Origin of the sequence: Streptomyces sp. NBC_01092 (assembly GCF_045039535.1) — a bacterium.
Lineage (GTDB): Bacteria > Actinomycetota > Actinomycetes > Streptomycetales > Streptomycetaceae > Streptomyces.
In genome coordinates, this window is the sequence record NZ_CP108659.1 from 5,916,883 (window position 1) to 5,939,237 (window position 22,355).

Genomic DNA, 22,355 nt, shown 5'->3' on the forward strand with positions numbered 1-22,355 from the left:
GCAGTCCCGGCGGGACGCGGCCGAGGTCCTCGGGCCCTGCGGCGGCGCCTAGGCCCGTGAGATGAAGGCGGTCCAGGCCTTGCCGGAGACGGTGAGGTTTGGGCCGTCGGGGTTTTTGGAGTCGCGGATGTGGATGGTGGTGGTGGGGGTGTGGGGGCAGGGGGCGACTTCGAGGCAGGCCCCGCCGCCGTCATCGCTGTACGAGGACTTGCGCCAGGCGTAGGCGACTTCGACGCAGGCTCCGCCGCTACTGTCGCTGTAGCTTGACTTGAACCAGCGAAGGGTTCCGGTGCCGGTCATCGCTTCTCTCCTGCCAACTGCTCGATGAAGGCCAGTGATTCGTCCGGACTCAGGGCCTGTGAACGGATCCTCGCATAGCGCTGAGACAGTGGGGATACCTCGGCCGGATCGCTGACCAGGATGCCCTGGTCCTCCACCTCCAGGTAGATCACATGCTGGTGGTCCTCGGTCTCAACGAGGTGCATGGGGCCGCGGGCGCCTGCGTACGTTCCGCGCAGCCCACGCTCCAGGGGCAGCACCTGCACACAGACATTGTCTCGCTGGGCGTCGTCGGCGAGCGAGAGTAGTTGGCCGCGCAGAATCTCCCAGCTTCCGAACGGCCTCCGCAGCACGCTCTCTTCGAGGATCAGCTCGATGAGCGGGGCAGGATTCCGGTCGAAGAGTGCCCGGCGGGCCAACCGCGCCTCGACCAGTTCCTCGCGCTTCGGATCGGATAGAGGTGGATAGCCGCCGCCGATCAACGCCCGCGCGTAATCCTCGGTCTGGAACAGGCCATCCACCACGAGAGTCTCGTACGAACAGATCGTGACCGCCCCCGCCTCCAGCTCCGAGAACCCCCGGAAGCGAGCCGGGTATTTCTCCAGCAGTATCCACTTGCGGGCCTTCTCGAAGACCCCCAACCCGCCCCCGATCGCCGCCTCCAACTTCACCAGCATCTGATCGCTCGCCGGCTGCGCACACGTCTCCATCGCGCTGACCGCCGCTGCCGTGTAACCGAGCTTCTCGCCCAACTGCGGCTGTGTCAGCCCCTGTTGCTCCCGCAACGCTTTGGCCAGGGCGGCGACCATATGGGCCGTACCGCCCGCCTCCGTCTTGTTCTCCGCCCGCGCCATCGCGGTCACCTCCGAACTCAACCGAACTCAACCGGTCACAACTCACGGACGTCGGTGCTCAACCGTGTTCAACCGACAACGCAGAGTCATGGATCAAGCTAGCCCCGCACCCGCAAACTGACCCCGTGAATACGCAATGTGACCTGAGTTGGATCCCCGCGACCGGCGTTCAACTCCGCAAGGCGGGCGTCCAGTTCGACGCGATCAGAGTCGACGGCGAGGAGGGGCGGGACGTCGCCGACTGGCTCGCGCGGATGACCGGCGGTGATCCGGGGCCGATCGTCGAGACGGCGACGGGACGCCGCGGGGTCTACTTCCTCGTGCCCGTCGGCAGTACGTCCCACCGCGCATGGCCCGACGGAGTCACCCGCTTCATCGCCGGTCCGGGCCACGTCTCGTACATCCCGGTGCCCGCCCTCAACGGTCTGACCTGGCCTTTGAGTTGGCGCTACCGCCCCACGGCCGCCGACCGCCTCGTCCACGCGCTGCTGCTGTGCACCGCACTTCACTCGCAGGAGTGAAGAACGCGAACTTCCGCCTGGGAAAAGACGGTTTCGACTTGCAATCGTCGCTCTGCGTGGCCTTAGAGTCACGCCAAGAACGAAATGCCCCCGCAGTGCGCCAACACTCGGGGGCTCGACATCAGGAGCTCAACCCTCCCAATGCGTACTCATCGTACGACGCCTGCGCGCGTCTTTTCAGGCCTGTCTGCCGCCCTTCTCCGCGACCGGAGCATCTCCTGGTGCGCGGTGAGCGTACTGACGTACTTGCTGGCCCTCCCGAACCACGCCCGCGTCACCCTTCGCGCGCTTGCCGTGGAGCGCGTGGAGGGGCGGTCGCGGATCGCCGCCGCCCTGCGTGAACTGGAGGAACGGCGGTATCTGCGGCGGGTGGTGCGCGAGGGCGGGACGGCGGGAGTCGCGGGCCAACTCTCCGTCTTTTACGAGGTGTTCGACGCCCCGTACGAAGCCGTGCCACGAACGGGTGAAACCGAAAAAATGCCGGACCGGCGTGCGTCGAGGGGCGCCCTGACCGCCGTAGCCGCGCGTCTGTTGCTCTCGTTCGGGGACTTCGACCGGCGCCTCACGCTCGACGCCGCCGAGGCGCTGCGGCTTGCGCCGCTGGTGGAGGAGTGGTGGCTGCGGGGGGCGAGCAGTGCCGAGGTGCGGGCGGCGGTGACGTGGGACGGGCCGCGGTGGGTGCGGTCGGCGTACGGCCATGTCGAGGCTCGGTTGCGGGGTGGGGCGTGTCGCCCGGTGGTGTCAACTGCCGCTCCTGTCACGGCAGTTGAGGTTGATTTCCGTAAGCCGGGCGGTCTCGCCTGGCGGTTCCTCCGAGAGAAATGGAGCGTTCGATGACCGTCGTACTGGAGCGGCCCGAGGTGGTATACCGTCGGTATACTCTCCTCATGGCTGACACCACGATCAAAGTCGACCCCGCTGTCCGCGACCGCCTGCAGGAGCTGGCCCGCGAGCGCGGGATGAGCATGCGGGACTTCGTGGCGGAGCTGGCCGGGGCCACGCCCACCAAGGAAGAGCTGCGGAAGCGGTACGAGGAGACCAAGGCGTACGTCGAGGAGCACTTCCTGGGGCGGCCGTACACCGAGGAGGACGAGCGGGCCGGCGAGAAGCTGTGGGCCGACCTCGAGGCCGGGCGGATCGGAGAGGTCCAGTGACGCAGGAGAAGCAGTACCCGCTGCCGCGCGCCGTCATCTTCGACGACACGGCCGCGCTCGCCCTCGGCGCGGGGAACAGCATGGCCTCGCGGCTGGTCGTCGAGGCCGAGAAGGACCCCGCCCTGCGGGTCTACATCCCGGCACTCAGCCTCGCCGCCGCCGAGCGCGAGCGGGCCGGAGTCGCCGAGCACCTGGGCGCCCTGCCGTCCGTCAATGTCGAGGCGCTCGACTTCCCGGCCGCTGCCTCCGTGGGCAAGCGCCTGCGGACGGCCGGTATCAACGACGAGGGCAAGGACGAGCCGGACTGGAGCGGCGCGCAGGTGCTGCACCTCGCGCTGCCCACCGTCGAGTGGCCGCGCGGACGTCCAGTCCTGACCAGGACGCCGACCCGCTATCGGGGCACGGGCATCCGCACGATCCGCATCGTCGAGCAGAACTGACGAGCCGCGAAGGGGGCACCGGCCAGGTGCCCCTCTCCTCCGGTCCGCCCCCGATGGCGTACTGAGCGGGCGAAGTGTGCGTGGCGCTCATAGCGTGAAGCCGTACCACTCAGCTGCGACAGAAGAAGGTGCGTCATGCGTGTGCTGCTTCAGGCTCATTTCGACACCGACAAGGCAAACGAAATCATCAGCAGCGGAACGATGCCGAAGCTGATGCAGGAGATCGTCGGAGCGTTCAAGCCCGAGGCGACCTACTTCACGGCCGCCGGCGGGGTCCGCACGATGTTCCTGGTCTTCGACATGCAGGACTCCGCCCAGATGCCGCCGCTCACCGAGCCGCTCTTCGAGAAGCTCGGAGCCGAGGTGGACTACTCGCCGGTGATGAACACGGAGGACCTGCAGAAGGGGCTGTCCCAGCTGCAGGCCGGCTGACGGTCAGCTGAAGACGATCATCGAACCCTGCGCCAGGCTCCGGGTCGCCGCCGCGTGCAGGCCCAGCCACACGTGCCGTTCGCGGGCGAAGGGGCTCGGGTCGTAGGGGGCGGGGACGGCCGGTTCCTCCAGGGCCGTGGGCGTGAGCGGGGGTTGGGGAGCCGTCGGCGGGTTGGCCGGGTCGATGCCGATCACCGGGGCCACGAACTCCAGCTCGCGCAGGAGCGCCTGTGCGGAGCCCAGCGGGCCGCCGCCCGCGAGGAGTTCGTCGCTGGCGAGCGGGCTCGGGAAGTCCACGGGGACGTAGGCGCCCGCGTGGTCGTAGTGCCAGACCAGGTGCGACTGCTGGGCCGTCGAATCGAACATCTCCAGGAGCTGCTCGTAGTCACCGCCCAGTTCGTCGACCGGGGTGACCGCGAGCCCGCAGACCTGGAGCAGATACGCGCGGCGCAGGAAGTGCAGGGCGTCGTAGTCGAAGCCGGCGACCGGGGCGACGTCTCCGGACAGGCCCGGCATGTACTGGTACACCGGCACCGGTGGCAGCCCGGCCCCGGCGAGCACCTTGTTGTATTCCGCGAGTTCCTCGGCGAACGGGTTGTCGGGGGTGTGGCACAACACATCGACGAGCGGTACCAGCCACAGGTCACAGGCCAAAAGAGGGCTCCTCACACAGCAAGTCGTCACAGGGCGGTCGCGGGGCGTGGCTCAGGCGTAGCACAGTGGTCAGGGAAGGGTAATCGCTGCGGCTCGGCGGCGGACCCCCTCATGCAGGTCCCCGCTGGTGCAGGTCCCATACCCACACGCCGTCGACCCACCTGCCGGGGCCGCCCACCAGCTTCTCCACGGTCTCACGCAGCGCGTCGGCGTTCGGCTGCGGAGCGAGCACGAGTGCGCCCGCCCTCCAGTACGCCAGGTCCGCCCGGGCCTGCTCCCGCCACGAGTCGTTGACCGGCGGGACGTCCCCCGAGTTGCGCACGTCACGCAGCAGGTTGGAGGTGAAGCGGGGCTCGGCGCCGTAGATGCCGACGCGTTCGGCGCCGTAGGGGCCGTTGAAGTAGCCGCCGGGCAGTCTGAAGGCGAGCCCGGCCTCGGTCTGCCAGTGCAGCGCCTCCGCGTCGCCGGGGTCGGGCAACGGCACCGGCACGAGTGACTCGCCCTCGCGGACGTACGACGTCCAGGTGCCGTCCGCGATGAAGGCGGGCACGTCGATCCGGTCGACGGCCCTGAGCGGGGCCGGGACCAGGGGGAGCAACGCGAGAGCGATACCCAACAGGCCGGCACAGCGCGTCCCCAGGGGGCGGGCCGTCAGCAGGCGGTCCACGGCGACGGCGAGCAGCATGCCCAGCGCGGGCGCGCAGATCATCGCGACCCGGCTCTCGATGACCGCCTCGAACAACGGCCTGTCGGCGAGGAGTTTCCAGGGGCCGGGCAGGGTGACGCCGGTGAGCGGGATGCGCAGCTCCCGCCCCAGGGACAGGAAGGCGGCGGCCACCGCCGTGAACGCCAGCGCCTTGACCTGGGCCCGCGCCCACAGCCGTACGACGATCGCGAAGGCGAGCAGGACCAGCGGCCAGCCGTAGAAGGCGTTCTGTTCGGTGGTGTTGAAGGCCAGCGCGTTCGCCGTCTGCGCGTCGCCCGCGAGCCAGGAGCGCTCGGCGAAGGAGAGCAGGGCGAGGGGGCTGTTGAAGGAGCGGGGGTTGTGCTCGATGTCCGTGTAGCTCTGCGGCCCGGCGAACTGCCAGACGAGCGGATACACCACGATCGGCAGGCAGACCGAGGCGCCGATGAGGATGCCCCGGAGCAGCGGCCGCCAGGAGTCCCGTGCCGCATCCGGGCGTACGACGGCGTAGGCGGCGGCGAACAGCAGCATGCCCAGCGCCGCAAGGAGCAACGGCTCCTCGCCGAGGAAGACCTGGTAGGCCGCCATCAGGCCCAGGACGATCCCGTCCCGTACGACCCGGGTGCCCGTGCACAGACGCAGGGCGCGGTCGATGATCAGCGGGATCATGAACAGCACCACGAAGTTCGGGTGCGCGTGGGCGTGGCTGACCATCGGCGGGGCGAAGGCGGCCAGGGACGCGCCGAGGAAGGCCGCGATCCGGCCGCGTACGACGTACTTGACGATCAGCCAGTACCAGGCGGCCGCGGTCGCGGCGAGGCCCAGCGTCATGACCAGGCTGAGGGTGACCGCGGGGCCGGCGGCCAGGGTGAGGGGCGTGAGGGGGACGGACAGGCCGAGCATGACCGTGTTGGCCATGAGGTTCACGCCGTCGGGGAAGCCCTGGAGGTCGGTGAAGAGGGGGCTTCGGAAGTGGGCGACGTTGTCGGCCGTGACCGCGAAGAACCACTCCCACTGGTTCTGGTCGCGCATCGAGTCGGGGAGATAGCGGTGGGCCGGGGCGAAGAAACGGCCCGAGTACAGGGCCACCGACATCAGCAGGAAGAGCAGGGCGGCGAAGACGTCGGCGGGGCGCAGGGAGCGGGCGGCGATCCGGACGATCTCGGTGAGGGAGCGGGCGTAGTCGGCGGGGCCGACCTTCGAGCCGGGCTGGTGGGACCAGCGGACGGGGACCTCGGCGACGGTCAGGCCGGCCCGGCGCAGGTGCCTTAACACCTCGACGTCTATGCCCCAGCCGTTGACGCGGGAGGCGGCGTAGGCCTCGCGGGCGGGGTCGCCGTCGAAGAGCTTGAAGCCGCACTGGGTGTCGTGGATGCCGGGCAGGGCGGTACGGCGGATGAGTACGTTGCCCGCGCGGCCCAGGAGTTCGCGTACCCGGTGCTGGCGGGCGCCGATCGAGGCGCCGGGGGCCGAACGGGAGCCGATCGCCGCGCAGTTGCCCTCGCCGAGCGCCTTGTCGAGCCGTTCCAGCTCCTCGATCGGCGTGGCCAGGTCGGCGTCGGTGACCAGCACACGGCGCCCGCGGGAGGCGGCGACACCGAGGCGCAGGGCGTGGCCCTTGCCGCGGTTGCGGGGGCCGGGGACCAGCTGGATCCGGGGGTCCTGGCGGGCGGTGACGAGATCGGCGGTGGCGTCGGTGGAACCGTCGTCGGAGACGACGATCTCCCAGGAGCCCCAGCGGGCTTCGTCGGCGGACAGGTAGTTGGTGAGCGCGTCGAGGGTGGGGGCCAGCCGGTGCTGTTCGTTGTAGGCGGGGATGACGACGGAGAGGTCGGGGACCTCGGGCGGGGCGGGGGTTTTCGTCGCCTCCCGCTCTTGGCTCACTCGGCCGCCAGTCGCTCGATCAGGGCCACCGAGTCCTTGTCGTGGGCGGCAATGATCTGGCGGGCGGTGGGCAGGTCGCGCTGCATCAGGGCGTCGACCAGGTCGGTGTGCCGGGACCACAGGTGGCCGCGCAGATCGTCCAGGCGGCGCAGGTGCTGGACCGCGCAGACCCAGGACTGCACGCGCAGCCGGTGCAGGAAGTCGGCGAGGTAGGGGTTGCCGAAGAGGGCGCCGAGCTCGCGCCAGAAGCGCAGGTCGTAGCCGATGAGGACGGTGAGGTCGCCGGCGGTGGCGGCGCGCTGGGCCTCCTCGGCGCGGCGGCGTACCCCGGCGACGGCGGCGGCGACGCGCGGGTTGTCGGGGTCGCGGTGGCTGGAGCGGTCGGTGGCCAGGACCTGGAACATGCCGTTCGTGACCAGGCCGCGGGCCTCGACGATGCCGCGGTAGTCCTCGACCGAGTACTCGTGGACGCGGAAGCCGCGGTGCTGGTCGGCCTCCAGCAGGCCCTGTGCGGAGAGGTCGACGAGTGCCTCGCGTACGGGGGTCGCGGAGACGCCGTACTGCTCGGCGATCTCCTTGACGGTGAACTCGCGGCCGGCCTGGAGTCGCCCGGCCAGTACCTCGTCCCGGAGTGCGTCCGCGATCTGCTGGCGCAGGGTACTTCGCGTCACGGAGCCGTTGCCGCCGGTGCCGGGCATGGTCGGGGCGTCTCCCGTCGTCGCGATGAGGTGGCGTGCACGTATATGTCTACGAGCACGCCACCTTACGCGTTCGGGTTCTGGGGACGTTTCTGTGGCGACCAGGTTCTTCTTTCGCCCCGCCGCCCCTACGCATCCCGTCCCCCGGGGGCTGCGCCCCCGGACCCCCGCTTTCGGCCCGAAGGGCCTCGTCCTCAAGCGCCGGACGGGCTGAAAACTAGTCGGCGTACTCGTCTGCCACTCCCAGCGCCGTGTCCAGCGCCGCCAGTCCCTCCTTCAGCTCCGCCTCGGTCACGTTGCACGGCGGTACGACATGGGTGCGGTTCATGTTCATGAACGGCCACAGGCCCCCGGCCTTCGCGGCGGCGCCGAACGCCGCCATCGGGGCGTTCGCCTCGCCGGCCGCGTTGTAGGGGACCAGCGGTTCGCGGGTCTCGCGGTTCTTCACCAGTTCGAGGGCCCAGAACATGCCCACGCCCCGCACCTCGCCGACGCAACGGTGCCGCTCCGCCAGATCGCGCAGCGCCGGTCCCACCACGTCCGCGCCCAGCCGGGCGGCGTTGTCGACGACGCCCTCCTCCGCCATGACGTTGATCGTCGCGACGGCGGCCGCGCAGGCCAGCGGGTGGCCGGAGTAGGTCAGGCCGCCGGGGTAGGGGCGCTTGGCGAAGGTCTCGGCGATGGCCCCGGAGATGGCCACCCCGCCCAGCGGTACATAGCCGGAGTTCACGCCCTTGGCGAAGGTCATCAGGTCAGGGGTCACGTCGAAGAGGTCCGCCGCGAACCACTCACCGGTCCGCCCGAACCCCGCCATGACCTCGTCCAGGATGAAGACGATCCCGTACTTGTCGCAGAGCTCACGGACGCCGGCCAGGTATCCGGGCGGCGGGATCATGATTCCGGCCGTCCCCGGGACCGTCTCCAGAACGATCGCGGCGATCGTCGCCGGCCCCTCGAAGGCGATCGTCGTCTCCAGGTGCTCCAGCGCCCGGGCGCACTCCTGCTCCTCGGTCTCGGCGTAGAAGCGGGAGCGGTAGAGGAAGGGCGCCCAGAAGTGGACCACGCCCGCCGCGGCGCTGTCGGAGGCCCAGCGGCGCGGGTCGCCGGTGATGTTCACGGCCTGCTGGGTGCCGCCGTGGTACGAGCGGTACGCCGAGAGCACCTTCGCGCGGCCCGTGTGCAGCCGGGCCATGCGCACGGCGTGCTCCACCGCGTCCGCGCCGCCGTTGGTGAAGAAGATCTTGTCGAGGTCGCCCGGCGTCCGCTCGGCGATCAGCCGGGCCGCCTCCGAGCGGGCCTCGATCGCGAACGCCGGCGCGAAGGTCGTCATCCGCGCGGCCTGCTCCTGGATCGCGGCGACGACCTTCGGGTGCTGGTAGCCGATGTTGGTGTAGACGAGCCCGCTGGTGAAGTCGAGGTACCGCTTGCCGTCGTAGTCCCAGAAGTACGACCCCTCCGCACCGGCGACGGCGAGCGGGTCGATGAGCTCCTGTGCGGACCAGGAGTGGAACACATGCGCACGGTCCGCGGCCTTCACGGCGGCGCCGACCTCGGGATTTGGCTGAGGGGTCATGCGCCGAGCGTAGGGATCGGCGCCCCGGACGGGATATCGGCGTCCTGTCTGCGGTCCGGGGGTTTCCGCGACAGGTTGTCGACGGCTGCCGCGGTCCCAATGGTTGACAGCTTGCTGTCCAAGTGGCAGGATGCTGTCATCTTAGAGGTGACGAAGTCTCCAGGAGGAGCCATGAGCGACAGCACCGGCACCACCACCCACGAGCCCCGCAGGCCCGTGTATCTCGCCGTCTACGACACCCTCGCCGACTGGGAGCCCGGCCACGCCACCGCCCAGCTGGCCCGGGCCGGGTACGAGATCCGCACCGTCGGCCCGACCCGCGAGCCCGTCACGACCGTCGGCGGACTGCGCATCCAGCCCGACCTGGCCCTGGACGACGTACGGCCGGCCGACGCCTCCCTGCTGATCCTCCCGGGCGCCGACCTCTGGGACGCGGGCGACGAACTCGCCCCCTTCGCCCGCAAGGCGCGGGAGTTCCTCGACGCCGGCGTGCCCGTCGCCGCGATCTGCGGGGCGACGGCCGGTGCGGCGCGCGAAGGTCTGCTCGACGGCCGGGACCACACCAGCGCGGTCTCCTTCTACCTGGCCGCGACCGGGTACGGCGGCGGCGAGCGGTACGTCGAGGCCGACGCCGTCACCGACGGCGGGCTCGTCACGGCCGGACCCACCGAACCCGTCGCCTTCGCGCGGGAGATCCTGCGGCTGCTGCACGTGTACGACGACGAGGCCGTCGACGCCTGGTACCGCCTGTTCCACGACTCCGACCCCACCGCGTACGCCGTGCTGGAGAAGGCCGGCGTGCTGTGAGCCGGGAACGTCAGGATCTGCTCAGCCGCAGCGCGCTGGGTGTCTTCCGGCTCAACGGCCAGTTCCTCGGGGTCGCCGAGGAACTGGCCCGGCCGTCCGGGCTGACGGCGGCCTGGTGGCAGGTGCTGGGCGCGGTGCTCGGCGAACCCCTGCCCGTCGCCGGTGTCGCCCGCGCCATGGGCATCACCCGGCAGAGCGTGCAGCGCATCGCCGATCTGCTGGTGGACAAGGGGCTCGCGGAGTACCGGCCCAACCCGGCCCACCGCCGCGCCAAGCTCCTCGCGCCCACCGAGGAGGGGCGGGCGGCGATCTCCCGGATCGACCCCGGCCACGCGGAATTCGCGGACCGGCTGGCGGAGGCTTTCGGGGAGGCGGAACTCGTCGATGCCGTAAGGGTTCTGGAACGGTTGTCGAAGGTGCTCGACCAGATCGCCGGTCCTGTTACGGAACCGTAGACACCGGCCCGCTCACCTCCCCATATGCCGCACTATCGTGGGGCCGACGCATTGGCGGGGGCGGGTTGGGGGCGTGCGATGGAGAAGCTGGGGCCCGGGGATCCACAGCGGATCGGGGTGTACCGGCTGCTGGCGCGGCTGGGCGCGGGCGGCATGGGGGACGTCTATCTGGCCCGGTCGGAGCGCGGCCGTACCGTCGCCGTGAAGCTCGTACGGCGGGAGCTGGCCGCGCAGGAGGAGTTCCGGGCCCGGTTCCGGCAGGAGGTGCAGGCCGCGCGGCAGGTCGGCGGGTTCTGGACCGCGCCGGTGCTCGACGCGGACACCGAGGCCGAGGTGCCCTGGGTCGCCACCGGGTATGTCGCCGGACCCAGCCTCCAGCAGGTGGTCGGGCGCGATCACGGGGCGCTGCCCGAGCGTTCGGTACGGATCCTGGCGGCGGGGCTGGCGCACGCGCTGAAGGACATCCACGCCGCCGGGATCGTGCACCGGGATCTGAAACCGTCCAACGTCCTGGTCACCATCGACGGGCCCCGCGTCATCGACTTCGGGATCGCCCGCGCGCTGGAGTCGGTGGGCGAGAGCGGGCTCACCCGCACCGGCGCGCTCATCGGGTCGCCGGGGTTCATGGCGCCCGAGCAGGTCCGCGGTGACCTGCGGATCACGCCCGCCTGCGACGTGTTCTGCCTGGGCTCGGTGCTCGCCTACGCCGCCACCGGCAATCTGCCCTTCGGGTCCCTCGACAGCGGCGCGCACGCCGTGATGTTCCGCATCGCCCAGGAGGAGCCCGACCTGGAGGGCGTGCCCGAGGGCATCGCCGAGCTGGTGCGGGACTGTCTGCGCAAGGACCCCGGAGCCCGGCCGACCCTCGACCGGATCCTGGAGCGCACGGGCGCCGAGGACACCGTCTCGGGCGGGCGCTCCCGGGATCCCTGGCTGCCGAGCGCGCTGGTGGCACAGCTCGGGCGGCACGCGGTGCGCCTGCTGGACGCGGAGGACCCGGTCGGCGGAGCGGGAGCGCAGACCCCGGCCCACGACGGCGACCCGGCGGGGGAGAGCCCCGCGGATCCCGGTGTGCCGGGCCCCGCCGACCCGACCCCCACGGCCTCCCCCGAGCACGCCCCGACGCCGCCGGACCAGCTCCCCACCATGGCCGCGCCCCGGAGCGGCCCGACCCCGCCGCCGGGCCCCGCCGCGCCCCCCGCCGGCTCCTTCGGAGACGCCGCCGCCCCCGGCGGCACCCCGGCCCACCCGGCGTACGGCTATCCGCAGCAGCACCCGCAGCAGCCGGCGTACGGCTACCCGCAGGCGTACGGGCCGTACGGCCCGAACCCTTCCTACGGTCCGAATCCTCCGTACGGCCCGAACCCGTCGAACGGCTCCACCCCGCCGTACGGGGCCACCCCGCCCTACCAGCCGCCCCTGCCGTACCTCCCCGCGCCGCCGCCCGAACCGCCCCGGCGCAGCGGCCGTTCCACGGTGGCGCTCGTCCTGGTCGCGGTGGTCGTCGCGCTCGGCGCCGGCGGTTCGGTGTACGCCCTCATGAACGGCGACGGTGACGACACGACCGGCGGCGGTCCGACCGCCACGGCCACCGCGACCGACTCCGCCACCGATGACCCGACGGCTTCCACCCCGTCCCCGTCCCCGACGCCCCCGGCACCCGAGGACGGCGTGATCCCGACGCGCTACCTCGGCACCTGGACGGCCACCATCGACAACGCCACCGGTCAGAACACCCGCACGCTGACCATCCGGCAGGGCGAGGTGGGCGACCCGGTCCTGTCCCTCGTCGCCGACGGGCCCGCAGGCAACGGCACCTACCACTGCGAGTTCGCGGCGGACCTCTCCGCGGCGCCGGGCGGCGACGGCCCGTTGAGGATCGGCCCGTCCACGGTGACGGCCGGCGCGCCGCCCACCTGTTCGCCGGGCAAGGCCACCGAGATCTCGCTGCTGCCGGACGGCAGCCTGGAGCGGGTGACCACCGGCACCGGGGAGAAGCTGACGTACACCAAGCAGTGACCCGGCAGGGCCGCTGCTGGGTGCGCGGGCGCGGGTGAAGTGCCGTTTCCCGTGAGGCAGTTGAACGTCCGGCGAACTTCCCCGCCCGAGCGCCGCCGCAGGCCCCGAACGGACGTACGGTGACCCCACACTACGGCTCTGGTGAGTTGCGGGGGCACCACAGTGGAGTGGCTGAGCGCAGAGAACGTCGTGGCCGTCGGCACAGCGGTGCTGGGTGTCGTCGCGTCGGGCGTCATGGTCTGGTACGAGCGGCGCGTGCCGCGCAGGAAGCGGATCGGCTACCGCGTCCAGATGGACAACCCCATAGGCTACGGCGTGCGTTCGGGCCGGGCTGGGGGTCCCCCCTCTGGGGGAGTGCGGCTCGGCCTCTTCGACGCGGACATGGACGACGCGACCCTGGTGCTGCTGCGCGTCGAGAACGACGGCTCGCAGACCATCGACCGTGACGACTACACGGACCCCGGCCCCCGCGGCCTCACCGCGGTGTTCACGGACCGCACCATCCGGGGCGTCTCGGTCACCCAGCCGACCGACATCGACCACCTGATGGACCACTTCACCGAGGAGCGGGGCTTCGGCTACGAGGGCAACCGGCTGCGCATCCCGCGCGTCCCGCTCAACCCCGGCGACTACTTCAAGCTGCTGGTGCTGCTGTCCGGCGGTGACGTGGGCAGTGACATCCGGCTGCGCGGCGGCATCCGCAACGGCGAGGTGCACCCCAACCGCAGTGCCACACCGGACGACACGGCGCCGGTGTTCAGCCTGCAGGCCCGGATCTTCACCGGGCTGCTCACCCTGTCCGTCCTGGCGCTGGCGGGCATCGTCGTCTTCCGTGACGGCAATCCGATCGAGTGCGAGCAGGGCGAGTTGACGGTGATCGGCTCGACGGCCTTCGAGCCCGTGATCTCGACGCTGGCGAAGAGTTACGAGGGCAAGTGCGCGGGTGCGGAGATCGACGTCCAGACCCGCGGGAGCGAGTCGGGTGTGGCCGAACTCGCCGCGCTGGCCGACCGGTCGAAGAACAGGGCACGGTCGGTCATCGCGTTCTCCGACGGCCCGCTGGGCGACCGCCTCGGCCTGAAGGGGAAGAAGGTGGCGCTGTCCGTCTTCACCCTCGCCGTCAACGACGGGATCGACCTCGGTCCGGACGGGCTGTCCGTGCAGCAGGTGCGGGACATCTACAAAGGCAGGTACAAGCGGTGGGGCGAGGTGATCCCGGGGGCCGCCAAGGCCGTCGCCGACCTGCCGATCGTCCTGGTCAGCCGCAGTGACACCTCGGGGACGCGGCAGGTGTTCCAGGACCGGGTGCTCGGCGGATGGGAGCAGACGCAGAGCACGTCACTGGACTGCCGGCCGCCGAAGGGTGCCGCCACCGTGGTGACGCGGTGCGAACTCGCCAGTACCGGGGACGTGTTGGACAAGATCGCCGAGCAGCCCGGCGCGATCGGGTACAGCGAGCTGAGTGTCGCCGCCAAGCACAAGGGCGTGACGACGGTGCCGCTGGACGGCGACCGCGCCGACGTGGACGAGATCGAGCGCGGCGACAGCGCCTATCCGTACCGCGACATCGAGTACGCCTACACCTACGGCATCGCCCCGAACGACTCCCTCACCGCCGGGTTCCTCGCCTACCTCGACAAGGAGAGCAGCCGGCAGGTGATCCGTACGCAGGGGCATCTGCCGTGCGGGACGCCGGTGGGGCTGACGTTGTGCCGCTGAAGTTGTGCGGCTGAGGCACCCTTGCCGTTGGTTGCCATGTCCACAACCATGACCAGGGTCGGCCGGCATCGGCAGCCCCGGGAGGACACATGCGTCGCAGCCCCACCAGGAGAACGGTGTTGACGGCCACGGCGGTGAGCGCGGCGGCGCTGACGACGACCGGTACGGCCGAGGCGGCGCCCGCGCCGGCGACCCGCCCTCCGGCCACCGCCCAGCGCCCCACCCGCGAACTGCGCACCCTCCTGAAGGAGATCGACCCCGCCCGCATCGAGGCCACGGTCCGCAAACTCGTCTCCTTCGGCACCCGCCACACCCTCTCCGTCCAGGACGACCCGAACCGGGGCATCGGCGCGGCCAGGGACTGGCTCCTCGCCGAACTGAGCTCCTACGCGACAGCCTCCGCGGGCCGGATGACGGTGGAACTCCAGTCGTACGTGCAGCAGCCGGCACCGCGGATCCCAACCCCCACGAAGATCACCAACATCGTCGCGACGCTGCGGGGTTCGGTGACGCCGGAGCGCATCTACGTCGTGTCCGGGCACTACGACTCCCGCGTCACGGACGTCATGGACGCGACCTCCGACGCGCCGGGCGCCGACGACGACGCGTCCGGGGTGGCCGTCGTCCTGGAGCTGGCCCGGGTGATGGCGAGGCGCCGGCCGGCCGCGACGATCGTGTTCGCGGCGGTGGCGGGGGAGGAGCAGGGCCTGTACGGGGCGGGGCACATGGCGCAGACGCTGAAGGCGGCGGGCGCGGACGTCCAGGCCATGTTCACCAACGACATCGTCGGCAGCGCGACGGCGGACGACGGCGCCCGCGATCCGTACACGATCCGCCTGTTCGCCGAAGGCGTCCCTTCCTCCGAGACCCCCGAACAGGCGGCGCTGCGCCGCTCGGTGGGCGGCGAGAACGACTCGGCGACCCGCCAACTGGCCCGCTTCGTCCGGGACGTGGCCGACAACGACGCGACCGGCATGCGGGTCCGGGTGATCTACCGCCGGGACCGCTACCTCCGGGGCGGCGACCACATCCCCTTCCTGGAACGCGGCTACCCGGCCGCCCGCTTCACCGAGCCGGCCGAGGACTACGCCCACCAGCACCAGGACGTCCGCGTCGACGACACCGGCAAGCAGTACGGCGACCTGCCGGAGTTCTGCGACTTCGCGTACACGGCGAGGGTGGCCAAGGTGAACGCGGCGGCCCTGTGGACCCTGGCCCAGGCCCCCGGCACCCCGAAGTCCGCCAGGATCATCACCAGCGCCCTCACCAACTCCACCCGCCTGACCTGGGCGAGGGGCGCCGAACCGGACCTCGCCGGCTACGAGGTCGTCTGGCGCGAGACGACCGCCCCGGAGTGGACCCACGTCCTGCCGGTGGGCGACGTCACGACACACGAGGTGGACCTGTCCAAGGACAACGTGTTCTTCGGGGTGCGGGCGGTCGACGCGACCGGCCTGCGCAGCCCCGTGGCGTTCCCGGCCCCGCAGGCGTGAGCGGTCCCGTGCCGTAGCCGGACCTCGGAAATCGTGCGGCAATCGTGCGGCACATGACAGGTGACGTTCAGTCGGCTGCCATCGCAGGGACTTGGCCGGTGTAGACCATTCGGCCTGTCCAGGCACCCGAGCTCAGGCATGGAGTGTGCATGAGTACGTCACCCGACCAGAACCGCCTGCACAGACGCACGTTGCTGCGTGCCGCGGTCGTCGCACCGGCCGCCGGCGCCGCGGTCACGGCACTCGACCCGACGGCGGCGCAGGCCGCGACCACGGCACGGCACGGCGGCTTCGATCCCGAGAACCCGCGCTTCACCCTCGCCGTCCTCCCCGACACGCAGTACCTCTTCGACGCCGACAGCGCCGACCCGGCCCCGCTGCGGGAGACCTTCCGCTACCTGGTCGCCGAGCGCGCCGAGGCGAACATCGCCTTCATGACCCACCTCGGGGACGTCACCGAGCACGGCACCGAGGACGAGATCGCACTCGCCGCCGACACGTTCCGCACCCTGCACGGCAAAGTGCCGTACAGCGTGCTGGCCGGCAACCACGACATCCGTTCCTCCACCGACGACCAGCGCGGCGACTCCGCCTACCTCGCGGAGTTCGGGCCCAGGCGCTACGCCTCCATGCCGACCTTCGGCGGTGCCTCGCCCGACGGCTACAACAGCTACCACGTACTGCGCGCGGCGGACCGCGAGTGGCTCGTCCTCGCCCTCGACTGGAGGGTGTCGGACAAGGGACTGCGCTGGGCGCAAGGCGTCCTGGACGCGCACCCCACCCTTCCGGCCGTCCTCACCACGCACGACATGGCCTGGTCGGACGACGACGGCAAGGCACAACTGTCGGACAACGGCCGACGCCTGTGGGACGGCCTCGTCCGCGACAACGACCAGATCTTCCTCGCGCTGGGCGGACACTACTGGCCGCCGGGCCGCACGGTCCTCTCCAACGACGCCGACAACGATGTCCACGTCCACATCACCAACTACCAGGACCGCTACTACGGCGGTGCCGGAATGATCCGCACCTACGGATTCGACCTGGCCCGGGGCGTCATCGACGTCGAGACGTTCTCCCCGTGGTTCCTCGCCCGCGACCCGGACCGGCGCACGCCGCTGGAGGCGGAGACCATCGAACTGACCGGCCCGGTGGACCGGTTCACCCTCACGATCGACTTCAACGAACGCTTCAAGGGCTTCGCCCCGGTGGTACCGCCGAAACCCCGCCCGGCCTCCGCGGTGATGCCCCGGGGCACGGTCGCGTACTGGCGCTTCGACACATCGGGCACGACCGCGGCCGGATCGCCGGGCACGCCCATCGCGGACGGCGCGGTGGTCCGCGACCTCAGCGGCAACGGCAACGACCTGACCGTCAGCCGTCTGCACTCCAGCGGACCCGACGCCCTGACCTGGTCGGCGGACCACCACCCGGGCCAGCCGGCGCACGCCAGCCTCCGTTTCGACGGCGGCAAGAGCCCCGACCGCGGCGCCATCCTGACCACCGGCCCCCAAGCCGCCCTGAACAGCCGGAAGTTCACCGGCGGCTACACCATCGAGACCTTCATCCGGCTCCCCGAGCCCTTCGAGGGCGACCACAGCTGGATGGGCATCCTCAGCTGGGAGGGGCGCAACGGCGACGCGGGCAAGACGACCGGATGGTCCCCCCTGGAACCCACCTGCAGCCTCAACCTCTCTCCCGAGCGCTTCCTCCAGTTCGTCGTCTACCCGCACGCCCAGGACGCCGACCCGACGTCCTGGAGCCACGCCCTTCCCGTCGGCCGCTGGACCCACATCGCCGTCGTCAACGACGGCCGCCGCACCGTGGTCTACGTGGACGGCTCGAAGATCGCCCGCAACCCCACCCAGCGCTCCACCGGCATAGCCACCCTCGGCAAGCCCTTCGTCCTCGGCGCAACCCAGTTCGACGAACGCTTCGGCCAGAGCTTCTACGGCTGGATAGGCGACACCCGGATAGTCAACCGGGCGCTGCCCGTACGGGACTTCTTGACGCCGTTCGCGTAAGGAGCCCACCACTTGGGGTCTGGGGGCCGAAGGCCCTCAGACAACCGGGAGAGTCCCCGTCACCGCGGCTCGGGCGGCCGCTGCCGAGGCATGTTCGGCCGGGCCCCGTTCGACGGCGGCACAGCGAACCGCCCCTGCCCCACCCCCGCGTCCTGCCGACTCCCCCCGGCCACCGCCGACTGAATCCCCAGCGGCGCCGACCCCGTCCGGAACTCCACCATCCAGTCGGCCGTCTCCGCCCGCACCAGCTCGGTCACATCCTCGGAGAACCGCCGCAGCACCCCCAGACACCGCTCCGCGGCCTCACTGGCCGTCCCCTCCGCCGGCCCCAGAACCTCGCGCACACACTCCGTCGCCCAGTCGAACTGAAGGACCTGAACCCGCCGCTGCACGGCCTGCGCAGTGGCGACGTCCCTTATCCACCCGGACGTGATCCCGAAGAACCGGTCGACCGCCACACAGGCCACGGCCATCAGCAGCGCCAGATACCCCCAGGGGGCCACCCCGCTCGTGACCCCGGTCAGATCCAGCAGCGGCAACGAAGCCCCCACGACCGCCCCCGCCGCAGCCCCACCCCGCAACGCCCGCGCCACCCGCCGCTTCCACACCCGGTCCGCGAGATACCACGCCGCCGTGTCCAGCGCCCCCCGCTCCACCCACCGGTACAGCTCGTCCAGCCGCATCGCCGGCTCCCCCCAGTCCCCGTGCGGAAACGCCCGCCCCGTCAGATCGCCGGGCCGCAGCCCGGCCGCCCCTTCACCGCCCCGCCCGTCCCGAGGCGACCTGTCGGGCTGCATCTCCGGCTGACCCACCCGGCACTCCCTACTGTCACGGTGCGTGACATCACGTACGACCTACGACGTGGATGCGACCCCCGCAGCGCACGGAACGTCACGCAACACCTGAGGCTGACGCGCCGGACCCTTCCTACCGCCCAATGGGTGTCGAAGAGATGCCTTTCGCCTCTTTTCCGCCCGGAAGGGGGCCTTGATCAGGTATAGGACTCCAGTTCCTCTCACTCGAAAGAGTGCTGGGGCGACGGCCACGCAGACCACGTAGGCTCGTGCTGAACGGGAAACGCGTAACACACGCAAGGAGCTGATCGTGATCCCCGGTGGTGGCCAGCCCAACATGCAGCAGCTGCTTCAGCAGGCTCAGAAGATGCAGCAGGACCTGCAGCGGGCGCAGGAAGAACTGGCGCAGACCGAGGTCGAGGGCCAGGCCGGCGGCGGTCTGGTGAAGGCCACCGTCACCGGCGCCGGCGAGCTCCGCGCGCTGAAGATCGACCCGAAGGCGGTGGACCCGGAGGACACCGAGACCCTCGCCGACCTGGTCATCGCGGCCGTCCAGGCGGCCAACGAGAACGCGCAGAACCTCCAGCAGCAGAAGCTGGGCCCGCTGGCCCAGGGCCTGGGCGGCGGCAGCGGCATCCCCGGCCTGCCCTTCTGACGCTTCGGGGCGTTCCCCGCCTTGTCTTTCTAAGAGGGGTCGTCGCCAACTACCGTACGTACCGTAAGGAACCCCCAGGAAGGACGGCAGTCCGTTGTACGAAGGCGTGGTCCAGGACCTCATCGACGAGCTGGGTCGGCTGCCCGGCGTCGGTCCCAAGAGCGCGCAGCGGATCGCCTTCCACATCCTCCAGGCGGAACCGACGGATGTACGGCGCCTCGCCCAGGCCCTGATGGAGGTCAAGGCGAAGGTCCGCTTCTGCGCGACGTGCGGGAACATCGCGCAGGAGGAGCTGTGCAACATCTGCCGGGACGCGCGCCGCGACCCGGCGGTGATCTGCGTGGTCGAGGAGCCGAAGGACGTCGTGGCGATCGAGCGGACCCGTGAGTTCCGCGGCCGTTATCACGTCCTCGGCGGCGCGATCAGCCCGATCGAGGGTGTCGGACCGGACGACCTGCGTATACGAGAACTTCTCGCGCGGTTGGCCGACGGGACGGTCACGGAGCTGATCCTGGCCACCGACCCGAATCTCGAGGGCGAGGCCACCGCCACGTACCTCGCACGCATGATCAAGCCCATGGGCCTGAAGGTCACCCGCCTGGCCAGCGGCCTCCCGGTGGGTGGCGACCTGGAATACGCGGACGAGGTCACCCTCGGCCGCGCCTTCGAGGGGAGACGACTCCTAGATGTCTGACGCCACGCTGCACGCGACCGAGCACAACCCGGACGACTTCGCGGTCCAGATCTCGGACCAGATCGAGAGCTTCCTGGTCGCCGTCACGGAGGTCGCGAAGGGCGACGAGCCGGGCTCGACCGTGCCCTTCCTCCTCCTGGAGGTCTCCCAGCTCCTGCTGGCCGGCGGCCGCCTCGGCGCCCACGAGGACATCGTCCCCGACGAGCGCTACGAGCCCGACCTGGGCCCGGAGCCGGACGTGGACGAGCTCCGCGAGAACCTCGCCCGCCTCCTGGACCCGGTCGACGTCTACTCCGAGGTCTTCGACCCCTACGAGCCCCGCAAGGCCCCAGTCCCGGCGCGGATCTCCGACGATCTGACCGACGTCATCACCGACCTGCGCCACGGCATGGCCCACTACCGCGCCGGCCGCACCGCCGAGGCCCTGTGGTGGTGGCAGTTCTCCTACTTCTCCAACTGGGGCTCGACGGCGTCCGCGACGCTGCGCGCACTGCACTCGGTCCTGGCCCACGTCCGCCTTGACCAGCCCCTGGAGGAGTTGGACGGCCTGGACACGGACCAGGGTGTGATGGGTGACGAGACGCTGGAGTTCGAGGCCGGCAAGGTCATGGAGCAGGAGATCGGGGAGCAGCTGGGGCTGCGCCCGGCGCAGTAGCGGCGGTTCAGATCCGTACGGCCGTGCCGGTCACGCCGATGCCCGCGCCGGGCTCCTTCGGCACGGTCACCGTGATCGTGCTCGGCCTGCCCATGTCCACACCCTGATGGATCGTCAGGGTGGCGGGTGCCGCCACGAGTTCGAGCTCCCGTAGATAGCCGCCGAAGGCGGCCGCCGCCGCACCCGTGGCCGGGTCCTCCACGACACCGCCGGGCGGGAACGGGTTGCGGGCGTGGAACACGGTCTCGGACTCCCGCCGGACCAGGTCGACCGTGGTCCAGTCCTCGCGGGCCATGAGGGCGGCCAGCGCCTCCATGTCGTAGTCCAGGTCGGCCAGCCGCTCGCGTGTCGCGGCGGCGAGGATCGGGTGCCGGGCTCCGGCGAAGGCCACGCGCGGCGGCAGCGCCGGGTCCAGGTCCGCGGTGGACCAGCCCAGGATCGCCAGCAGCTCGGCCAGGTCGGCCTCCGCGAGCGGTTCCGTGTGCGGGGCCACGCTCACCAGGGTCGCCGTCAGGGTGCCGTCCGCCGCCCGGTCGGTGGTCACGGGGACCGGGCCGGCCTTCGTGCGCAGCAACAGCCGGCCGGTGCCGTGGCGTTCCGCGTAGGCGACGGCCGTGGCGATCGTCGCGTGGCCGCAGAACGGCACCTCGGCGAGCGGGCTGAAGTAGCGGATGTCCAGGGTGTCGTCGTCGGCCGGCACGACGAACGCCGACTCGGAGTAGCCGAGTTCGGCGGCTGTCGCCAGCATCACCGAGTCGTCGACCCCGGTGGCGTCGAGCACCACACCTGCCGGGTTGCCTCCCGCGGGGTCGCTGCTGAAGGCCACGTAGCGCGAAATCTCCATCCGTGGACGGTAACCGCGGGCGGGGAGCGGGGCGAGTGGATTACCCGGCCACGGTGGAGTGACGCAGGTTACAGAAGAAGTCTGCGGAAGCGGCGTAATGGACGGGCCCCTCGCGGCGTCTCACACTCACAACGGCCAGACCCGGCCGCTGCCCCGCCCCCGAATCGGAGCCCCGACCATGCACGTCACCCTGGAGCAGCCGACCGGCGCCCGTCTGATCACCGACGCGGGCCAGGAAATCGCCATACCGGCCACGCTGCGCTACACCGCCGGCGACCCGCTGGCCGTGCACATCGACTTCCCGCGCCATGTCACCCTCGACGGCGAGGCCACCACCTGGACGTTCGCCCGGGTACTGCTCGGGGAAGGCCTGCGGGCCCCGGCCGGGATCGGCACCGTACGCGTCCGGCCGCGCGGGGAGTCGGACACGTCTGTCGAGTTCCACTCGCCGGTGGGGGTGGCCGTGCTCCGGTTCGCCACCGCGGACCTGTACCGCTTCCTGGCCCGCACCTACACCGTGGTCGCACCCGGCGAGGAGACCTTGGGCGCGGAACTGGACCAGGGCCTGGTGACGCTGTTCGGGGGGATGGTGTAGCCCGCTGCACCCCGCCTTCGGGAGTCCGCTCCCTCGTCGCCGGCCCCGGGACACGGAATCGTTGATCGTGCTAGGTCAACGGCCGCAGCGGCGGCCCCGCCCCGAAGGAAACCGTCGTGAAGGCTCTGCTCTCCTCCCGCCCCGTCCTGTGGTTCCTGTTCCTCTTCAACGCCGTCGTCGCCGCGGCCGCCCCCTTCGTCGTGGACGGCACGCAGGGCGTCATGACCGCCGTCGGCATGGGCGTCGTATCGCTGGGCGCCGGGGGCGAGTTGGTGCGCGGGCGCGGCCGCAAGAGGGCTGCCGCTGTGTGACCGGGCGGGTACGCGGCGCGAATTGGAGACGTGCTGTCCCGGGCCTGTACGTCCGCTGCACGGCCCCTAACCAGTGCGAAGCGAGTCTGGAGTCACTTCCACCGCAGTGAACCCAC

General features: G+C 71.1%; 24 protein-coding genes. 16 read left to right on the forward strand and 8 right to left on the reverse strand.

The window, feature by feature from the left end; all coding sequences use genetic code 11:
- Window positions 1-48: 48 nt before the first annotated feature.
- Both OG254_RS26995 and OG254_RS27000 read right to left on the reverse strand, forming a co-directional pair.
- Window positions 49-300 carry a DUF397 domain-containing protein gene (locus tag OG254_RS26995; protein ID WP_405586485.1) on the reverse strand — a complete coding sequence of 84 codons (252 nt, stop codon included), beginning with the start codon at window positions 298-300 and terminating at the stop codon, window positions 49-51.
- On the reverse strand, window positions 297-1,142 hold the full coding sequence (locus OG254_RS27000) for a helix-turn-helix transcriptional regulator (RefSeq protein ID WP_405586487.1): 846 nt from the start codon (window positions 1,140-1,142) through the stop codon (window positions 297-299). Before OG254_RS27000 ends, OG254_RS26995 begins: the two co-directional genes overlap by 4 nt.
- Window positions 1,143-1,258: 116 nt before the next feature.
- On the opposite strand from OG254_RS27000, the gene OG254_RS27005 reads away from it, so the two are divergent.
- The 5 genes from OG254_RS27005 (at window position 1,259) to OG254_RS27025 (ending at window position 3,680) form a co-directional block, all read left to right on the forward strand.
- On the forward strand, window positions 1,259-1,654 hold the full coding sequence (locus OG254_RS27005; protein ID WP_405586490.1) for a hypothetical protein: 396 nt from the start codon (window positions 1,259-1,261) through the stop codon (window positions 1,652-1,654).
- Between the two features lie 228 nt (window positions 1,655-1,882).
- Entirely contained in the window at window positions 1,883-2,491 is a 609-nt protein-coding gene (locus OG254_RS27010) for a hypothetical protein (protein WP_405586492.1), read from the forward strand.
- A gap of 50 nt (window positions 2,492-2,541) precedes the next feature.
- On the forward strand, window positions 2,542-2,808 hold the full coding sequence (locus tag OG254_RS27015; RefSeq protein ID WP_261989235.1) for a hypothetical protein: 267 nt from the start codon (window positions 2,542-2,544) through the stop codon (window positions 2,806-2,808).
- Entirely contained in the window at window positions 2,805-3,248 is a 444-nt protein-coding gene (locus OG254_RS27020) for a hypothetical protein (RefSeq protein WP_405586496.1), read from the forward strand. Before OG254_RS27015 ends, OG254_RS27020 begins: the two co-directional genes overlap by 4 nt.
- A gap of 135 nt (window positions 3,249-3,383) precedes the next feature.
- The gene (locus OG254_RS27025; protein ID WP_405586499.1) at window positions 3,384-3,680 is read left to right on the forward strand and encodes a hypothetical protein; all 297 of its coding nucleotides are present in this window, start codon (window positions 3,384-3,386) and stop codon (window positions 3,678-3,680) included.
- 3 nt (window positions 3,681-3,683) lie between these two features.
- On the opposite strand, the gene OG254_RS27030 is transcribed toward OG254_RS27025, so the two are convergent.
- The 4 genes from OG254_RS27030 to OG254_RS27045 all read right to left on the reverse strand — a co-directional run bounded on the left by OG254_RS27030 (window position 3,684) and on the right by OG254_RS27045 (window position 9,174).
- Window positions 3,684-4,334, reverse strand: a complete 651-nt coding sequence (locus OG254_RS27030) for a hypothetical protein (RefSeq protein ID WP_405586502.1) — start codon at window positions 4,332-4,334, stop codon at window positions 3,684-3,686.
- Window positions 4,335-4,443: 109 nt separating this feature from the next.
- On the reverse strand, window positions 4,444-6,903 hold the full coding sequence (locus tag OG254_RS27035) for a dolichyl-phosphate beta-glucosyltransferase (protein ID WP_405586504.1): 2,460 nt from the start codon (window positions 6,901-6,903) through the stop codon (window positions 4,444-4,446).
- Window positions 6,900-7,601 carry a GntR family transcriptional regulator gene (locus tag OG254_RS27040; RefSeq protein ID WP_405586507.1) on the reverse strand — a complete coding sequence of 234 codons (702 nt, stop codon included), beginning with the start codon at window positions 7,599-7,601 and terminating at the stop codon, window positions 6,900-6,902. The genes OG254_RS27035 and OG254_RS27040 overlap by 4 nt, the downstream gene beginning before the upstream one ends.
- Before the next feature lie 217 nt (window positions 7,602-7,818).
- Window positions 7,819-9,174, reverse strand: a complete 1,356-nt coding sequence (locus OG254_RS27045) for an aspartate aminotransferase family protein (RefSeq protein WP_405586510.1) — start codon at window positions 9,172-9,174, stop codon at window positions 7,819-7,821.
- A 171-nt stretch (window positions 9,175-9,345) separates the two neighbouring features.
- Between OG254_RS27045 and OG254_RS27050 the strand changes: the two genes are divergently transcribed.
- The 6 genes from OG254_RS27050 (at window position 9,346) to OG254_RS27075 (ending at window position 17,691) form a co-directional block, all read left to right on the forward strand.
- Window positions 9,346-9,981 carry a type 1 glutamine amidotransferase family protein gene (locus OG254_RS27050; RefSeq protein ID WP_405586513.1) on the forward strand — a complete coding sequence of 212 codons (636 nt, stop codon included), beginning with the start codon at window positions 9,346-9,348 and terminating at the stop codon, window positions 9,979-9,981.
- Entirely contained in the window at window positions 9,978-10,436 is a 459-nt protein-coding gene (locus OG254_RS27055) for a MarR family winged helix-turn-helix transcriptional regulator (RefSeq protein ID WP_405586516.1), read from the forward strand. Before OG254_RS27050 ends, OG254_RS27055 begins: the two co-directional genes overlap by 4 nt.
- 78 nt (window positions 10,437-10,514) lie before the next feature.
- Entirely contained in the window at window positions 10,515-12,455 is a 1,941-nt protein-coding gene (locus OG254_RS27060) for a protein kinase domain-containing protein (protein WP_405586519.1), read from the forward strand.
- Between the two features lie 162 nt (window positions 12,456-12,617).
- Window positions 12,618-14,174 (forward strand): substrate-binding domain-containing protein, encoded by a 1,557-nt coding sequence (locus OG254_RS27065; protein WP_405586522.1) that lies wholly within the window; start codon window positions 12,618-12,620, stop codon window positions 14,172-14,174.
- An 89-nt stretch (window positions 14,175-14,263) separates the two neighbouring features.
- On the forward strand, window positions 14,264-15,667 hold the full coding sequence (locus OG254_RS27070) for a M20/M25/M40 family metallo-hydrolase (protein ID WP_405586525.1): 1,404 nt from the start codon (window positions 14,264-14,266) through the stop codon (window positions 15,665-15,667).
- A gap of 149 nt (window positions 15,668-15,816) precedes the next feature.
- On the forward strand, window positions 15,817-17,691 hold the full coding sequence (locus OG254_RS27075; protein WP_405586527.1) for a LamG-like jellyroll fold domain-containing protein: 1,875 nt from the start codon (window positions 15,817-15,819) through the stop codon (window positions 17,689-17,691).
- Between the two features lie 59 nt (window positions 17,692-17,750).
- On the opposite strand, the gene OG254_RS27080 is transcribed toward OG254_RS27075, so the two are convergent.
- The gene (locus OG254_RS27080; RefSeq protein WP_351190770.1) at window positions 17,751-18,503 is read right to left on the reverse strand and encodes an SLATT domain-containing protein; all 753 of its coding nucleotides are present in this window, start codon (window positions 18,501-18,503) and stop codon (window positions 17,751-17,753) included.
- Window positions 18,504-18,795: 292 nt separating this feature from the next.
- Here OG254_RS27080 and OG254_RS27085 point away from each other — a divergent pair, with 292 nt between their 5' ends.
- From OG254_RS27085 to OG254_RS27095, 3 genes are all read left to right on the forward strand, one after another.
- Window positions 18,796-19,140, forward strand: a complete 345-nt coding sequence (locus tag OG254_RS27085) for a YbaB/EbfC family nucleoid-associated protein (protein ID WP_351190772.1) — start codon at window positions 18,796-18,798, stop codon at window positions 19,138-19,140.
- Between the two features lie 94 nt (window positions 19,141-19,234).
- The gene (gene recR / locus OG254_RS27090) at window positions 19,235-19,834 is read left to right on the forward strand and encodes a recombination mediator RecR (protein WP_186283470.1); all 600 of its coding nucleotides are present in this window, start codon (window positions 19,235-19,237) and stop codon (window positions 19,832-19,834) included.
- A complete protein-coding gene (locus OG254_RS27095; protein ID WP_405586532.1) occupies window positions 19,827-20,489 on the forward strand; it encodes a DUF5063 domain-containing protein in 663 nt (220 codons plus the stop codon). The genes recR and OG254_RS27095 overlap by 8 nt, the downstream gene beginning before the upstream one ends.
- A gap of 7 nt (window positions 20,490-20,496) precedes the next feature.
- Here OG254_RS27095 and OG254_RS27100 read toward each other — a convergent pair whose 3' ends face one another.
- Window positions 20,497-21,333: a PhzF family phenazine biosynthesis protein gene (locus OG254_RS27100; protein ID WP_405586534.1), complete on the reverse strand. Its 837-nt coding sequence runs from the start codon at window positions 21,331-21,333 to the stop codon at window positions 20,497-20,499.
- Between the two features lie 178 nt (window positions 21,334-21,511).
- Between OG254_RS27100 and OG254_RS27105 the strand changes: the two genes are divergently transcribed.
- Entirely contained in the window at window positions 21,512-21,928 is a 417-nt protein-coding gene (locus tag OG254_RS27105; RefSeq protein ID WP_405586537.1) for an SsgA family sporulation/cell division regulator, read from the forward strand.
- A 116-nt stretch (window positions 21,929-22,044) separates the two neighbouring features.
- Window positions 22,045-22,239 (forward strand): hypothetical protein, encoded by a 195-nt coding sequence (locus tag OG254_RS27110; protein WP_405586540.1) that lies wholly within the window; start codon window positions 22,045-22,047, stop codon window positions 22,237-22,239.
- The last annotated feature ends 116 nt before the right edge of the window (window positions 22,240-22,355 follow it).

What these genes read in the sequence shown, in the direction of transcription:
- OG254_RS27040 (WP_405586507.1), bottom strand. Translation starts at nt 7,601, where the DNA reads ATGCCCGGCACCGGCGGCAACGGCTCCGTGACGCGAAGTACCCTGCGC.
- OG254_RS27045 (WP_405586510.1), bottom strand. Translation starts at nt 9,174, where the DNA reads ATGACCCCTCAGCCAAATCCCGAGGTCGGCGCCGCCGTGAAGGCCGCG.
- OG254_RS27050 (WP_405586513.1), top strand. Translation starts at nt 9,346, where the DNA reads ATGAGCGACAGCACCGGCACCACCACCCACGAGCCCCGCAGGCCCGTG.
- OG254_RS27060 (WP_405586519.1), top strand. Translation starts at nt 10,515, where the DNA reads ATGGAGAAGCTGGGGCCCGGGGATCCACAGCGGATCGGGGTGTACCGG.
- OG254_RS27075 (WP_405586527.1), top strand. Translation starts at nt 15,817, where the DNA reads ATGAGTACGTCACCCGACCAGAACCGCCTGCACAGACGCACGTTGCTG.
- OG254_RS27105 (WP_405586537.1), top strand. Translation starts at nt 21,512, where the DNA reads ATGCACGTCACCCTGGAGCAGCCGACCGGCGCCCGTCTGATCACCGAC.
- OG254_RS27015 (WP_261989235.1), top strand. Translation starts at nt 2,542, where the DNA reads ATGGCTGACACCACGATCAAAGTCGACCCCGCTGTCCGCGACCGCCTG.
- OG254_RS27100 (WP_405586534.1), bottom strand. Translation starts at nt 21,333, where the DNA reads ATGGAGATTTCGCGCTACGTGGCCTTCAGCAGCGACCCCGCGGGAGGC.
- OG254_RS27025 (WP_405586499.1), top strand. Translation starts at nt 3,384, where the DNA reads ATGCGTGTGCTGCTTCAGGCTCATTTCGACACCGACAAGGCAAACGAA.
- OG254_RS27070 (WP_405586525.1), top strand. Translation starts at nt 14,264, where the DNA reads ATGCGTCGCAGCCCCACCAGGAGAACGGTGTTGACGGCCACGGCGGTG.
- OG254_RS26995 (WP_405586485.1), bottom strand. Translation starts at nt 300, where the DNA reads ATGACCGGCACCGGAACCCTTCGCTGGTTCAAGTCAAGCTACAGCGAC.
- OG254_RS27095 (WP_405586532.1), top strand. Translation starts at nt 19,827, where the DNA reads ATGTCTGACGCCACGCTGCACGCGACCGAGCACAACCCGGACGACTTC.